Source organism: Tychonema sp. LEGE 07196 (genome assembly GCF_963890365.1).
Lineage (GTDB): Bacteria > Cyanobacteriota > Cyanobacteriia > Cyanobacteriales > Microcoleaceae > Microcoleus.
Genome location: NZ_CAWPRX010000071.1, coordinates 1 through 14,359, shown reverse-complemented (window position 1 = coordinate 14,359; position 14,359 = coordinate 1). Strand labels below are relative to the sequence as shown.

The window sequence follows — 14,359 nt, the reverse complement described above, 5'->3', positions numbered from 1 at the left end:
TCCCACAAGAAAAAAGATTTTTGTGGGATGGGCACGCGAGCCCGTCCTAACTATTTTTCCAAGAAGTCTAATAACAAAATGCGAGAATTTGTGTTATTATGAAAATAGTAGTTAACTGAAATAAGTGACTCCAAATCATGAATATATCCTTAACTCCTGAATTAGAAAAATTCGTTGAATCAACCGTAAAAAACGGAACTACTCATCAGCTTCAGAAGTGATATTAGCTGCGTTGCGATTGCTAAAATAACAGGAAATTTCAGTAATTTTAAATCCAATTCTGTTAGAATCAAAGCCGAAACACAGTTATGATTTCTCAGATTTGGTGGGACGATTAACTTGGCGGGGAGATGCGGTAACAATGCAGAGGAATCTACGCGATGAGTGGTAATCGCTATGTGTTGGATACGAATGCTATTGTTGCTCTGCTTCAAGGAAATATTCAACTCATTGAATTACTTAAAGATGCTGATTGGCTAGGAGTTTCAGTTATTAGCCAAATTGAGTTTTTGGTGTTTCCGGGGCTAACTCAAGACGATCGTCAGATTTTTGAGCAGTTATAGCAGTCCTAAATCAGCCGCAAAATCGATCGAGACCAGAACCCTTGCATTTGTCAGCATCTTGCTCGCGAATAATGCAAGAAAATCATTTAGGATTGCTATATAATTGGCTAAATTTCCTGATGTTGAGCCAAAGGAGGCAGAGGAATCTGGGCGATGAGCTGCTAATCTCAATGATGCTATAATAGATAGGAGTTACGCATGACCTCAATTAGTATGTTTTTATAGGTAAATGAGATGAACGCTAAAGAATTACTGCTTAAGGAAGTAGAGAATATTCCAGAGTTTATATTAGAAGAAGTTTGGAATTTTCTGCAATTTCTCAAATTAAAATACAATAAAGACAAGTTAGAAGCAAGCCTGCTCAGTGAATCTTCTTTGGAAAAAGACTGGTTAAAGTTAGAGGAAGATGAAGCATGGCAGAATTTGTAAAAGGTGATGCAGTAGTTGTTCCATTCCCATTTTCAGATTTGACACAAGCCAAGCGCCGACCGGCTCTAATAATCGCAACTTTGGCAGGAGACGATCTAATTCTTTGTCAGATTACTAGCCAGAAAATCGCCGATCGCTATGCTATCACCCTTCAAAGTAGTGATTTTAGTGAGGGTGGACTTAACCAAACTAGCAACATTAGACCTAATCGCTTGTTTACCGCAGATCGAGGAATTATACTTTATAAAGCCGGTCAGCTTAAAACTGAGAAATTAAACGAGGCGATCGCTAAGATTATTGAAATTCTTCAGCAGTAATTCTCTATTTTCAAGCGTTCCCTCTGATTAAAATGCTGTTTGACTAGATTGTTTTGTGCGAGATCCCTTTTGGTCTAGAAAGGGATATCGCCCATCTGCAATCCCAAGCATCGCACGTTTTGACTTATTCCAAAAGGGATCTCGACCTTCGCCCGTGAAAAAGGAGTCAAGGGATCTCGCACTTTGTGACTGATTCCAAAAGGGATCTCGATCTTCGCCCGTGAAAAAGGAGTTAAGGGATCTCGCGATCGTTATTTGCTGGTTAGTTTTGGATGGAATTGCGATCGCCGAGTTCACAGCACTATCGTGCATCTGCGAGTTTTCGAGGAGAAACTCTGGATCAGTTTTGATTGAAAACAGTCTGCAAATTACGATAACCACTAATTACTCGCAAAATTTCAATACCTTCTCCAACAATTTGGTAAAAAATGATGTAGTCCATCAACGGTATGCCTCGCAAACCAGGAGCCAACCGATCGTAGGATCGGCCCAAATACGGAAACTCGGCGAGATACTGACATTTTTTGGCAAAACCTTCGACAAAGCGATCGCCTGCATCTATGCTTTGCTCTAGAAAATAATCAGAAATTTCTGACAAATCTCGACTCGCATCAATCGTAATAACCAAACGTTTCATACTGCTGCTTCTTTGGCGCTTTGCACTTTCGCTCTCAGTTGAGCTAGCACCACGTTTGCTTCTAACACTTCGCCACGCTGTGCTTGTTCCCGTGCGATGTCAATTTTTTTGCGCGTTGCTTCGGCCCAGACTAAGTATTCTGGGCTACGATCGGCATCGGGTAGCGCAACATCATCAATCAGTAACAGTAAGGCGGTGTTTATCGCTTCTTCTAAAGAGGGGTATTGCCCTTGTTTGACGAGGGTTTCGAGAACTTGGGTTTGGGCTTGGCTAAGGGTGATTTGCACGATCGTATTCGACCTTTTGTTGCAGGATAGTTCTACTTTATCGTAGCAAATCGGCAAGCGATCGTTCTTTGGGGAATAGCGATCGCCCATCTGCAATCCCAAGCATCGCACTTTGTGACTAATTCCAAAAGGGATCTCGACCTTGGTTGAGAATAAGGAGTAAAGGGATCTCGCACTTCTTGACTAATTCCAAAAAAGCGATCGACCTTCGCCCGTGAAAAAGGAGTTAAGGGATCTCGCGCTTTTAAATGATGATAAAGGGGATCTCGACCTTGGTTGAGAAAGATGAGTTAAGGGCGATCGACCTTTTGACTGATGACAAAGGGGATCTCGACCTTCGCCCGTGAAAAAGGAGTTAAGGGATCTCGCACATTTTGATTTATTCCAAAGGGGATCTCGACCTTCGCCCGTGAAAAAGGAGTAAAGGGATCTCGCACTTTCAGATGGGGGAGGAAGTGCGAGCATTCGCTACCCAAGACAAAAATCTGCCACTAACTTTATCAAGGTATTTGTCTTAATGTAGGCCAGGGGTCTTGTTCTACACCATTAGCAACTATGGCAAAATGAGTATGCCGACCAGCAGGACCTTTAGGGATAGTATAACCACTGTAGCCCTCAATACCAAGATAATGTCCTGCATTAATGTTTTGTCCAACTTTCAAGCCCGGAGCAAAGTCTTGAAAGTGAAGGTATCGGAAAGTTCTTTTTAGCTGATCGTTCCAGACATCAACATACAAACCTCCGTACTGATCTTTCCTCACCGATGTAATTGTTCCGCCTGCTAAAGCATAAACTTTGTAAGGATAAGTGCCTTGACTGACAGAATCAATCGCCCAGTGTTTGGAATTAGGACGCTGAGTGACTACACCACTGCCATGACCGTATAACCGTTGGATGAACTGAGCTTCAGTGGTAATTGGACCACCAGAATTACCACCATCAGAATTACCACCGCCCGAATTAGAACCTTGATCAACGTAGTAAGCAGCAACAAACCCGCGCTTGCCATTCACCTCGACTTCATACCAATCATTGCGATTACCTGGTTGATAAGTCGCACCAGTCACGCTTCCCAAAATTTTCAGCTTTGTACCCTGATTTAATTTGGTAATAACCTTTCCATTGGTAGATGCTTCTTGTCTAAAATTGAGCGGCGCGCCACCAACATTTGAGTTGACAAAACCTGATTCCGGTGGTGGGGGTGAACTAGAACCTTTATCAACGTAGTAAGCAGCAACATAGCCAGTCTGACCGTTAACTTGAACTTGATACCAATCATTTCGATTGCCATTAGGGGTACTGTAAGTTCCTCCTTCTACAGAGCGCAAAATATTTAGTTCCGTACCCGCAGGTAGCCTGCCATTTATGGGCTGAGAAGTGTTAGGTTGACTCCTTAAATTCAGAGATAAACTACCAACTCGCGAGCTAACTCGACCTTTCTCAATATTAATCTGATCGGGAGTTGAATTGTGTGCTGGTGGTAGCGGGGTAGATCCGGGTGCATTCCCGTTAACAATTGCACTTGCTATCCAGTTATTTGTACCTGCGATGCGATACCACCGCTCATCAGGAGTTCCTAGTTGCTCATCAGGAATGCGCTCCCCATAAGTCCAACCGTCAAATTGGATAGTTGCTTGATAAGGATAGCCACCTACTCTTGCAAAATTAGTCCCAGGGCCCGATCGCACATTTGCACCAATTGTTGCCATCACCCAAGCAGAAAAGTTGGTTGATTCGACCGTGGGCCAGAAGGGACTAGCAGCAGCTCGTTCGCTAGGTGTTACCTTCCCTTCGCCACTCCAAGTTTCAGGAACTAAGGTTGCTACCACATCATAATCTTGCGGTATTGTAGCTAGAGCCAAAGCGACAGCAGCTTCTAAATTCACCACTCCAGCACCCGTTTCATCATCCCAATTTGGCTCTTTCAAATCGGTAGCTGTATCCTTGATAATTTGAATTACTTGGCGATAACTCAAACTTGGATTTGCCGCCCAAACTTGCGAAACAGCACCCGTTACCTTCGCCGTCGCTACCGATGTTCCCGCCATCGTCCCAACACCATCTCCGACTGTGGATAACTCTGGATACTGAACACTTCCTCCAGGTGCTACAATATCCAAACCTCGACCGTAGCTGGAATAATCGGTGCGATCGTAAGCCTTAGAAAGTGCAATTTCATCATTAACCCGATCGACCGCACCGACAGTAATAATGTTGTCAAATTCCTGGGAAGCTTGACCCAAAACAGACATCACACCGCCATCGTTACCAGCCGCAACTACCAGCAATACGTGATGCTGGCGCGCATATTCGATCGCACTTCTTTCCTCCGGCGTAAATTCATAGCGAGTAGTAACGCTACCGTCGGGATTAACTTGAGTTAAATCTAAACTCAGGTTGACAACAGCATTCGGTTGCTTCGACTCAACAGCAGTATTGACAAATTCAACCAAAGATTCTGCCCATTTCCCAGAACCGATCGCCCTTCCAGCCCAAATCGGCGCTTTTTCATTAACACCGTCAATCCCAATACCGTTGTTTTGAGTAGCCGCAATAATTCCTAACACGTGAGTACCGTGTTCGTTGCCTTTACCCGGTTCAATTCTGGGGTCAGCATCGCCATCTACCCTGTCTTGTCCCCAAGTAATTCGCGAGTAGTCAATATCGGGATTGTTGCCGGCAAATCCCGTGTCAATCACCCCGATTATCGGTTGATTGGCAGCAGGGAAATCAAATTGTGACGCATCAATTGATGGTAAGGTTGGCTGGATGGGCAGTTGAATTAGTCGATCGACTGTTTCTTCTAACCGCGAAACTAAAGTCACTGTATTATCCGAAACAGGCGTTGATTCATTAAAACTCATCAACCTTTGAACCACGCTTTCCAAACGCGCAATCAAAGTCTCGTTGCTGCTATTCCCACCCGGATCGTCGGCACTTCCCAAGTTAATCAAACTTTGTTTCATGCTTTCCAATCGCGCTATCAAATTGGCAGAAAGAGAATAATCTACTTCAGAACTAGCAGGAAAACTATCAACAAATGGCTGGGGATTTTCAGCAGTAGTGGAATCATCCTCAGTTAATTCTTCAACTATCGGCAAAGTCGGCAACGACTCTTTGGGAATCACCACATCACTAACAGCCGGAGTCTCAGAAAATATTTCCTTCGTCTGCAACTCTTCACCTTTGTTAGTAGTCGTCACTGGCATAATTTCCAGATTGGTCTCTTTCGCCGGCAAAGATGGCTTAACTTCAGCAGTCTCTTGAGTCTGAATCGCCGCTTTTGGCTGACTTTCCTTTGCCAACTCTACAGGATTTGTGGCTACAAAAACTTTAGTAGTTTCTGTTTTCTCTACATCAGTTACTAGCGCGGGCTGCGATTCCTCTTTCGCCTTGATTTCCGCTGGCAAAACTCCCGGCTTTGATTCCTCTTTTACCTTGATTTTCGCTGGCAAAACTTCCGGTTTAGTTTCCTCTTTTACCTTAATTTCCGCTGGCAAAACTTCCGGCTTAGTTTCCTCTTTCGCCTTGATTTCCGCTGGCAAAACTTCCGGCTGCGATTCCTCTTCCACCTTGATTTCCGCTGGCAAAACTTCCGGTTTAGTTTCCTCTTCCACCTTGATTTCCGCTGGCAAAACTTCCGGTTTCGTCTCTACTTTCTCCGTTGGCATCGTTGCAGCAACTTCCGTATCAGCAGTAGATTTATCTGGCAAAATTGTCGCCACCGGCGCTTCAGTAACTTTGTCTTCTACCTCAGTTGCCGCGGGCGGAACAGGCGTTTTTTCAACTGGTAATTTTTCAGTCGAATCCGTCGCAGTTTCCTTGTCAGCAGTTGGCAAAGTTGTCGTACCAGACAGCTTTGGATCTACCTTATCGCTGGTTTCAACTTGAGTCGAATCCCCAGAATTATTCTCAGTATCTTTGACTTCTGCCTCAGTCGTCACCGCTGGAACAGTAGGCTTGGTATCTACCTTGTCGGTTGTTTCAACTTTGTTTGGATCGGTAGTATCTTTGTCGGTACTTGTGGCAGGCGCTGGGTTATTTTCAGTCTCTTTATCTGAAGTTGATGGCAGCAGAACTTCCTTTTCCAAATCATCAAGCAAATCCGATAGTTCGGCATCTACATTTGGTTTTGGTTCCGGGGTAACGTAAGGTTTCGCATAAGCAATAATTGCCTTGCCTAAATCTGTTGTCCGCCACTCTTTATCAGGATCGATCGCACTATCCAACAAAGCAGCTTTTGCCGTCGCACCCCGCACTTGGAAAATGATATCATTGTAATCTTTATCACTCCCTCCATCTAACCGCATATCCTCCATCACAAACGTATTGCCTTCCCCCGTCACATCGGCAATTTGACCAAAGTGAAATCCCTCCACAGGATTCGCCATTGCCATAGAAAATAGAGGACGTTGATCGCCGCCAGCAGCGGGATTGTCGAACACAGACTTGACACTACCGTTGGGAACCAACATCACCCCATATTTACCCCCAGCAGTTACCGCAAAACTCTTGACTCCTAAGTAGACTCCTTCATTGGCATTAGCTTCTCCTAACACCCCAGAAAAACGCGCTCCTTCTGTAGCATCATTAATCACTACATGACCTTTCACAGAGTTGCTTAAAGAACGCGCAGCTACTTCTTTAATGAATGCTTCCGAACCGGGTTCAAATTTATCTAAATCGTCCAGACTGAAAAAAGCCAGCTCACCTTGGAAAGACCCACCGTCAAAGGTGTAGTCTACACCGATTCGACCTGTTGCATCGGCAGTAAATACCCCCGATGTAAAGGGAGAGATTAATTTTTTATCCGCAGTCGGTTCTAGTTCTTTTGTGGTTTCAGCAGTCGCAATTGAAGTATTTTCATTCTCTGTTTTGGTATCGTCAACGTTGGTTTCAGTATTTTTTTCGTCCTCTGGCTTGCTGGCATCTGGGAAAGCAGTAACTGATTTGTCTGGAGTTTCTGATGTTGTTTCTGCCGCAGTTTCAGTAGCTGTTGCTGGTTTTTCTGGTGCGGATATTGAAGCTGTTTCGGAGGTTGGGGCAACGGTTTTTTCGGAAGTTTCTGATGTTGTTTCAACCGCGGGTTCAGAATCTGCCGCAGGTTTTTCTGGTTCGGATGTTAAAGCTGTTTCTGAGGTTGGGGCAACGGGTTTTTCGGGATTTTCTGATGTTTTTTCAACCGCAGGTTCAGAATCTGCGGCAGGTTTTTCTGGTTCGGATGTTAAAGCTGTTTCTGAGGTTGGGGCAACGGGTTTTTCGGGATTTTCTGATGTTTTTTCAACCGCAGGTTCAGAATCTGCGGCAGGTTTTTCTGGTTCGGATGTTAAAGCTGTTTCGGAGGTTGTGGCAACGGGTTTTTCGGGGTTTTCTGATGTTTTTTCAACCGCAGGTTCAGAATCTGCGGCAGGTTTTTCTGGTTCGGATGTTAAAGCTGTTTCGGAGGTTGTGGCAACGGGTTTTTCGCGATTTTCTGATGTTGTTTCAACCGCAGGTTCAGAATCTGCGACAGGTTTTTCTGGTTCGGATGTTAAAGCTGTTTCGGAAGTTGTGGTAACAGGTTTTTCGGGATTTTCTGATGTTATTTCTGCTGTGACATTCTTGTCATCAGCAGCATCTCCTGTAATGACATCTTTATTAGCAGTCGGTTTTTCCGAAATGGCGGCGCTGTTTGAGGAAAGTGGATCGTCTGATTTTGCACCGGTGAGAGTGTCTGCGGAGGTTGGTTGAGTGCTCGTTTCTGCTAAAAAATTCAGCGTGTATTTGATGTCGCCGGTGACTTGCAAAACTTTGAGTGTATAATCTCCGGCTACTAAGCTGTCAGCGCTAATTGTTTCTGTCGCATTTCCCGCGTTGGTGGAACTGTAAAGTGTTTCGCCACTATCGTTTAATAAAACGATGTCGGCATTCGCGCTTAAACTGTCGATCGCAAATTTGAAGCTTCCCGGACTGTTAATGTTAAATTTGTAAAGGTCGTAGATATTTGTAGTGTCAACGCTACCTGTGTAGCTGCTGCTGTCAGTCAATGCCCCGATGTTAAGTTCAGCCATGTGTACCCCTAAAAAATAGTTGGTTGAATGCGCTCTCAAAGAGATATCTGGGGGAAGTTGAGGGTTTTATGGGAAATCCGGGAAATCGTTACATAAGTTTATGTGTGGGGCCGATCGCCCAAAGTTAAGTTCAGTCAAACTACCCCGGAAAAATAGTTGGTTGAATGCGCCCTCAAAGAGATATCTGGGTGAAGTTGAGGGTTTTATGCAAAATCCGGGAAATCGTTACATAAGTTTATATTTGGGGCCGATCGCCCTTGCTTTCTCGCGTAAATACCAAAGAAACCGGGTTTGTGGCGGTTTCTGCTGTCTGTAAGCAAGTATTCTCGAAAAAACCCGGTTTCTGACTCCTGGGGCGTAAATACCAAAGAAACCGGGTTTTTGCTGGAGTCTGTGTGCTGCGATCGAGTATTCTGGAAAAAACCCGGTTTCTTAACACTCGCGCGGGCTGTAAAATTGAAAGTAGATCCTAGGTAAGTGCGATCGTGCCAGAATTATTTGATGCAGTCGAATTATTAGTGAAATTGCCCGAAACAAATTTGCAATTAGGTATTAGAGGGGCAATTGTTGATTGTTATTGTGATGGAACTTATGAGGTAGAATTTAGCGATCGCTCCGGCGAAATGATAGCTTTGTGTACTCTATCGCCAGAGCAATTTTTAGTTTTTTGGAAGGCGAAAAAAAGGCGTTAGTTGTCTGTATCTGAGCTATTAGCTGCGACGGTTGAACGTTTTTCAAATCAACGCCAGCAACAGGTTTTAGAGTTGGCGCGTTCTCGAACTCAGAAATAGTCGATCGACTAATGTACCCCTGTATGTCACAATAGAGGACTGTCATTAGAGTAAAGAATTTATTGTGAGTCCTACTGCCGAAGTCAGCAATACCGTAAATGCGGGCGCTCTGCCAACCGTCACCGCAGCCCGCCGCGCTGTTTTTCCCTTCACTGCAATTGTTGGCCAGGAGGAGATGAAACTGGCGCTGCTGTTGAATGTCATCGATCCGAAAATTGGCGGAGTGATGATTATGGGCGATCGCGGTACGGGCAAATCTACCACAATCCGCGCCCTCGCTGACTTGCTGCCAGAAATTGAGGTGGTGGCTGACGATCCTTTTAACAGTCATCCCACCGATCCGGATTTTATGAGCGATGAGGTGCGCGATCGCACTTTGCATCACGGTACAATGCCGATCGCCCGCAAAAAAGTCCAAATGGTAGACTTGCCGCTCGGCGCTACCGAAGACCGAGTTTGCGGTACGATCGACATCGAGAAAGCTTTGGCCGAAGGAGTTAAAGCTTTTGAACCAGGCCTGTTAGCCAAAGCTAACCGCGGCATTCTTTACGTTGATGAAGTCAATTTGCTCGACGATCATTTAGTCGATGTTTTGCTCGACTCCGCCGCCAGCGGCTGGAATACTGTCGAACGCGAAGGCATTTCGATCCGCCACCCGGCTAAGTTTATTCTCATCGGTTCCGGGAATCCAGAAGAAGGAGAACTGCGGCCGCAATTGCTCGACAGATTCGGGATGCACGCCGAAATTCGGACTGTCAAAGACCCGAATTTAAGAGTAGAAATTGTCGAACAGCGATCGAGTTTCGATCAAAATCCCTCAGAGTTTCTCGCGAAATATCAGCACCAACAAGACGATATGCAGGAGAAATTGGTGGAAGCCCAGGAAAGGCTGAAATCAGTAACTATCGATCGAGATTTGCGAGTAAAAATCTCCCAAGTCTGCGCCGAATTGGACGTAGACGGGCTGCGGGGCGATTTAGTCACAAATCGGGCCGCCAAAGCTTTCACCGCCCTAGAATGTCGCACAGAGGTCACTGTGGACGACATTCGCCGGGTGATGACCCTGTGTTTGCGGCACCGATTGCGGAAAGACCCGCTAGAATCGATCGATTCGGGCTATAAAGTGACCAAAGTGTTCGATCGAGTATTCGGTCTAGAAACCAGTTCGTAGTCAAGAGGAACGCCCTCAAAACTGATAATTGAATTCACTCTTAGTCCGCGCAGGCGGACTTTGTTTGTGTGCCCGTAAACTCCCCGAATTCTATTCGGCGGGGTTAATAACGGCTGTGTTAAAATTAATCATAAATGAACAAAATAATTCTAGGATTAGATCCGGGCTTAGCCAGCCTCGGCTACGGCGCAATTTCCTGTCATATTATCCCCGGAAAACAAGATGAAAACGTTGTTTCCATGATTGATTGCGGCGTAATTAAAACAACGCCCAAACAGGAAATGGGACAGCGATTGAAAACAATTTATGATGATTTGCACGAGGTAATCGAACAAATAAAACCAGATTTGGCAATTGCTGAAAAACTGTTCTTTTACAAAATGGGAAATACCATACTCGTAGCCCAAGCGCGGGGCGTTTTGACACTGGTATTAGCGCAGTGTGGAGTGCCGCTGTTCGAGTTTACCCCAGCGCAAGTTAAAAAAGCATTAACTGGGCGCGGTAATGCGGATAAATCTGAAGTGCAAGAGGCCGTAGCGCGGGAGTTAGAGTTGGCTTATATTCCGAAACCGGACGATGCGGCGGATGCTTTGGCGGTGGCTTTGACTGGTTGGTACGACGATGATATTTGTCCGAAAAAAATCCCATTGGAAACCGTAAAAATTTAATCTTCCGTAGGGGCAATCCCCCCGTGGTTGCCCTAATTTCAATCGCCGGTTCCTAATTCCCATTCAAACCATCGGCAAATTCAACACAAATCCCGGCAACACATCTTCCCCCGATAAACTCACAGGAAATTGTATAATTTCTACTTCGCGATTAGGACGATAAATTTCCACTTGTTCGTCTTGAGGATTAATCAGCCAACCCAAACGCAAACCGCTGTTGAGATATTCCTGCATTTTCTCCTGAAGCGGCCGCAGCGCATCTGTGCGAGACCGCAATTCTATCACAAAATCAGGACAAATCGGCGGAAACTTCTCCCTTTGTTCATCCGTTAAAGCCGACCATTTTTCCAAGCTAACCCAAGCCGCATCGGGAGAACGGTCTCCGTTATTTGGCAGCCTAAAAATTGTCGAAGAACTAAACACTCTCCCTAGCTGCGTTCGTTGATTCCACATCCAAACTAAGCCAATTAAATCGGCTTCTCGATTGCCGCTGACTCCGCCTACTGGTGACATAATGATAATTTCTCCTTTAGCAGTCCGTTCAAATTGCCAATCTCGATTCTTCTGACACAAACGGTAAAACTGTTCATCTGTTAGTTCGACACTATCTAAGTTTAAAGTAACGGTTGTCATTTTATTACCTCTCTTTTCCTCTCTTCAGTCTCGCGTTGCGCGGACTTCGTTTGACAAAAAGCGATTTCAATCGCCGATTCCTGTGATTTATCTTAAATTCCCACTAATGTATTTTAGCGCCGTTTCTTACCGATCGCAATTAGGACGATCGCACTTAACGCACCTGCTACAATTCCCAAACCCATACTCAACCCAAAAACCGCATTCATATCCATCTGATTTGGGGGGCTTTTAATGTCGCTTGCATAAACGCTGGCGGCTACCCCGCTAGTGCCAATTCCCACACCCACGGCTCCAATCGTAACATTCAAAGTGCGATCGATCTTAGCCCTCTCAATCTCAACAATCCCCTCAATCGTCTCAATCGCATTTTCCAACAACCTCAAACCCCCACTCAAACTCCTGTTATCCGCCGCCACTTGCCAAACATACTTCTCCTTAGCAAAATCGCTGAAATTTGCCATAAACTTAAAAGCTTCGGCATCATTTCCCATGTCCTTACCGATAATTTCCAGCCGTCTCTTATAATTTTTAAGATTAGTTTTGATTGTATTTTCTTGCTCTTCCAATCTGCTGATATAGTTAGCATAAGCCGAGAAAATTGTCAACAAATTAACCAAACTTTGCTGCAATTCTTTCAAGTCAACTTTCGGCGCATTCACCCGTTCCGGGAGTTGAGTAACAATTTGTTGAATTGTCCGCGCAGCAGCTTTCAAATCAGTTTTAAGTTGGCGGCTTTGAGTGTAAGCCCAAATCACCTTATTGCGGAATAAAAAAAATCGCATTAAATGCACGTAAAGTTTAGCGACAGTATTGCTAATATCGCCAATTAGTTGACCGCCATTGTAAGGAAACAAGCAAATTAAGACGTGATAATTTTGCTCAATCTTGTTCCTATCTCCCGGTGGTAGCCACAACTCGTAAAAATTAGCACCTAAAAATTTTCCTGTGACTTTTAAATCTCTCTCCCATTTAGGATTCGGGAATAACTTAAGTTTAGTATAGCAATTTTTAGCTGTTGCTAAAGCATCTTGGTCATCAGCAGTCAATTGTCCCCAAACCAGCCAACTTTGACCAATTGTTGCAGGTGGCTTGACACGGGAAATTACTTGTTGTTTCAGCCATTCCAAGCAGTCAATTTTTTTCGGTTCAAAAGTCTTTTCCTTGTCGGATTCTATTTTCCCAGACAAGTCAAATTGTGCCGCATAGGTATCGCCGATTTTCACGGGATAAGCGTAGCCATCGAGGGGAGACTCAAATGCTGCTAATTTTGTTTTTGTATCGCCCACTAACTCGATATACTCAGCATTTTCAGATTCAGCTTGCTTGAGTTTTTCTAATTGCGAAGCCGAGATTTTGTCGCCATAGATTTTTTCCCAAAACTATTCGCGGTTTTGGCTAATCTTGTCCTCATTTTGCCCGATACCGTCTGCTAAATCGTAGACAAACAAATCGACAGTCGGGTAGATTAGCCAATTCTCGTTACTCATGGACGAAACCATCTGGGCTTGACAATAAGATTGTATCTCGACTTGCTCGCACTGAGTCCTTAGCTTGCAAGATTTTTCTGAGGAATCCTCCAAACCCGCGCGACTCAATTTTTTCTTCGATTTTCTTGATAATTTCTGGTAAATTTGTCAAATCGCTGATGTCGCTAGCGCTATTATCAGTTTCAATATTAGTAGTGTTGTTTATTTCAAATTCAGCATTCGGTACACAATCTAATCCTTTGTTGCGTTCGTTACTGTGATTTACTAACCAACCATCAGCTTCGTTATAAGCCACTAGAAGAGGTGGATGCAGTTTAGCAAGTCTTTGGATATCGATAGTTGTGAAAGTTTCACCTATTTTATTGCACTCGGATTGGACTGCTGCAGGCAAAGGTTCAGTTTGTGTGACTAGCGCGCGCCACAATAAAAGCTTTAAAAATCTCGTCTTGCGTGTCTTTCATAATCCTGTGATAGTGAAAGCAGCCCAGTAATAGGGATGCTGATAGGGTGGGTCTAATTCCATTGTAGCTAATGCTTGGCGATTCCTGTTAAAGAGTCGGCCTAGCATAAATTCAACTTCAGACTGTTCGGCGCTGTTTGCGGAAATCTTGTCAATTTCCCCTTGATACCACGCCGCTAAATCCTCGCGGGTGGCTTCTCGCAGCCATTTTTGAGCGTTTGCTAAAGCCACGGGCAGAGAATAGCCGGCTTCTCGCCACCGTTGGTAAAAATAAATCATTAATAACGCACTCGCACCGGATTCTACGGGCCACAGGGTACTGACGACACAGCCAACTCCCGCGCGCATAAAACCGCTAGTCAATCCTACATATTCGGCGAGAATTGTTTGTTTGTCTGTCAATGCGGTTTCGCAGGCGGGAAGGCAAATTAATTTGTAGTTTTTGAGGTCATGTTTGATAATTTGTCTGACTGTTAATCGGTGGGTGTTGCTGAGGTATAAAGTGGATTCTAGGGGATTATCAAAATTATAGCTGCCGTGGCCCGTAAAGTGAAAAACATCGTGCGGCTGCTGCAATAATCTTTCGACTTCATCGAGGGTGGCTGCGTCTTCTCCGAGTCGGGTAGATTTGGGAAACATTCGGCATATAATTTCCGATTCGATTTCGGCGGCGGGGAGAGGGGCGAATCTTTTTTCTTGGCCGTTTTTATCGGTAATTACGCTGTGGGGATTTTCGATGCTGAGGATGGAGAGAACCCCCCTAGCCCCCCTTGCTAAGGGGGGAACCGGAGTGTTCAAAGTCTCAGTTTGTGAGGGGGAGATTGGAGTATTCTCTTGAGGCCCCCTTAGCAAGGGGGGGGCTT

General features: G+C 44.8%; 14 protein-coding genes. 7 read left to right on the top strand and 7 right to left on the bottom strand.

Features of this window, described 5'->3' with window-relative positions:
• Window positions 1–380: 380 nt before the first annotated feature.
• The 4 genes from AACV78_RS09365 (at window position 381) to AACV78_RS28710 (ending at window position 1,663) form a co-directional block, all read left to right on the top strand.
• Window positions 381–563, top strand: a complete 183-nt coding sequence (locus AACV78_RS09365; RefSeq protein WP_228042665.1) for a PIN domain-containing protein — start codon at window positions 381–383, stop codon at window positions 561–563.
• Window positions 564–797: 234 nt separating this feature from the next.
• Window positions 798–992: a DUF2281 domain-containing protein gene (locus AACV78_RS09360; protein ID WP_194012388.1), complete on the top strand. Its 195-nt coding sequence runs from the start codon at window positions 798–800 to the stop codon at window positions 990–992.
• Window positions 977–1,309: a type II toxin-antitoxin system PemK/MazF family toxin gene (locus AACV78_RS09355; RefSeq protein WP_194012387.1), complete on the top strand. Its 333-nt coding sequence runs from the start codon at window positions 977–979 to the stop codon at window positions 1,307–1,309. Before AACV78_RS09360 ends, AACV78_RS09355 begins: the two co-directional genes overlap by 16 nt.
• Before the next feature lie 255 nt (window positions 1,310–1,564).
• Window positions 1,565–1,663, top strand: a complete 99-nt coding sequence (locus AACV78_RS28710; RefSeq protein ID WP_228042664.1) for an element excision factor XisI family protein — start codon at window positions 1,565–1,567, stop codon at window positions 1,661–1,663.
• Here AACV78_RS28710 and AACV78_RS09350 read toward each other — a convergent pair.
• From AACV78_RS09350 to AACV78_RS09340, 3 genes are all read right to left on the bottom strand, one after another.
• Window positions 1,650–1,946 carry a type II toxin-antitoxin system RelE/ParE family toxin gene (locus AACV78_RS09350; protein ID WP_194012386.1) on the bottom strand — a complete coding sequence of 99 codons (297 nt, stop codon included), beginning with the start codon at window positions 1,944–1,946 and terminating at the stop codon, window positions 1,650–1,652. The two genes, AACV78_RS28710 and AACV78_RS09350, sit on opposite strands and share 14 nt — an antisense overlap.
• Window positions 1,943–2,344 carry a hypothetical protein gene (locus tag AACV78_RS09345; protein WP_194012385.1) on the bottom strand — a complete coding sequence of 134 codons (402 nt, stop codon included), beginning with the start codon at window positions 2,342–2,344 and terminating at the stop codon, window positions 1,943–1,945. The genes AACV78_RS09350 and AACV78_RS09345 overlap by 4 nt, the downstream gene beginning before the upstream one ends.
• Before the next feature lie 389 nt (window positions 2,345–2,733).
• Entirely contained in the window at window positions 2,734–8,283 is a 5,550-nt protein-coding gene (locus AACV78_RS09340; RefSeq protein ID WP_228042663.1) for a S8 family serine peptidase, read from the bottom strand.
• 485 nt (window positions 8,284–8,768) lie between these two features.
• On the opposite strand from AACV78_RS09340, the gene AACV78_RS09335 reads away from it, so the two are divergent.
• The 3 genes from AACV78_RS09335 to ruvC all read left to right on the top strand — a co-directional run bounded on the left by AACV78_RS09335 (window position 8,769) and on the right by ruvC (window position 10,913).
• Window positions 8,769–8,975: a DUF4926 domain-containing protein gene (locus tag AACV78_RS09335; RefSeq protein WP_339383546.1), complete on the top strand. Its 207-nt coding sequence runs from the start codon at window positions 8,769–8,771 to the stop codon at window positions 8,973–8,975.
• Between the two features lie 163 nt (window positions 8,976–9,138).
• Window positions 9,139–10,245, top strand: a complete 1,107-nt coding sequence (bchI, locus tag AACV78_RS09330) for a magnesium chelatase ATPase subunit I (protein ID WP_194012384.1) — start codon at window positions 9,139–9,141, stop codon at window positions 10,243–10,245.
• 134 nt (window positions 10,246–10,379) lie between these two features.
• Entirely contained in the window at window positions 10,380–10,913 is a 534-nt protein-coding gene (gene ruvC, locus AACV78_RS09325; RefSeq protein ID WP_194012383.1) for a crossover junction endodeoxyribonuclease RuvC, read from the top strand.
• 63 nt (window positions 10,914–10,976) lie between these two features.
• On the opposite strand, the gene AACV78_RS09320 is transcribed toward ruvC, so the two are convergent.
• The 4 genes from AACV78_RS09320 to AACV78_RS09305 form a co-directional block, all read right to left on the bottom strand.
• Window positions 10,977–11,546: a Uma2 family endonuclease gene (locus tag AACV78_RS09320; protein ID WP_194012382.1), complete on the bottom strand. Its 570-nt coding sequence runs from the start codon at window positions 11,544–11,546 to the stop codon at window positions 10,977–10,979.
• Between the two features lie 113 nt (window positions 11,547–11,659).
• The gene (locus tag AACV78_RS09315; protein WP_194012381.1) at window positions 11,660–12,835 is read right to left on the bottom strand and encodes a hypothetical protein; all 1,176 of its coding nucleotides are present in this window, start codon (window positions 12,833–12,835) and stop codon (window positions 11,660–11,662) included.
• A 193-nt stretch (window positions 12,836–13,028) separates the two neighbouring features.
• Window positions 13,029–13,427: a hypothetical protein gene (locus tag AACV78_RS09310; protein ID WP_194012380.1), complete on the bottom strand. Its 399-nt coding sequence runs from the start codon at window positions 13,425–13,427 to the stop codon at window positions 13,029–13,031.
• A gap of 66 nt (window positions 13,428–13,493) precedes the next feature.
• Window positions 13,494–14,359: CHAT domain-containing protein (locus AACV78_RS09305; protein WP_228042662.1), on the bottom strand; the 866-nt coding region annotated here is incomplete at its 5' end.

What these genes read in the sequence shown, in the direction of transcription:
- AACV78_RS09340 (WP_228042663.1), bottom strand. Translation starts at nt 8,283, where the DNA reads ATGGCTGAACTTAACATCGGGGCATTGACTGACAGCAGCAGCTACACA.
- AACV78_RS09365 (WP_228042665.1), top strand. Translation starts at nt 381, where the DNA reads ATGAGTGGTAATCGCTATGTGTTGGATACGAATGCTATTGTTGCTCTG.
- ruvC (WP_194012383.1), top strand. Translation starts at nt 10,380, where the DNA reads ATGAACAAAATAATTCTAGGATTAGATCCGGGCTTAGCCAGCCTCGGC.
- AACV78_RS09355 (WP_194012387.1), top strand. Translation starts at nt 977, where the DNA reads ATGGCAGAATTTGTAAAAGGTGATGCAGTAGTTGTTCCATTCCCATTT.
- AACV78_RS09350 (WP_194012386.1), bottom strand. Translation starts at nt 1,946, where the DNA reads ATGAAACGTTTGGTTATTACGATTGATGCGAGTCGAGATTTGTCAGAA.
- AACV78_RS09360 (WP_194012388.1), top strand. Translation starts at nt 798, where the DNA reads ATGAACGCTAAAGAATTACTGCTTAAGGAAGTAGAGAATATTCCAGAG.
- AACV78_RS09320 (WP_194012382.1), bottom strand. Translation starts at nt 11,546, where the DNA reads ATGACAACCGTTACTTTAAACTTAGATAGTGTCGAACTAACAGATGAA.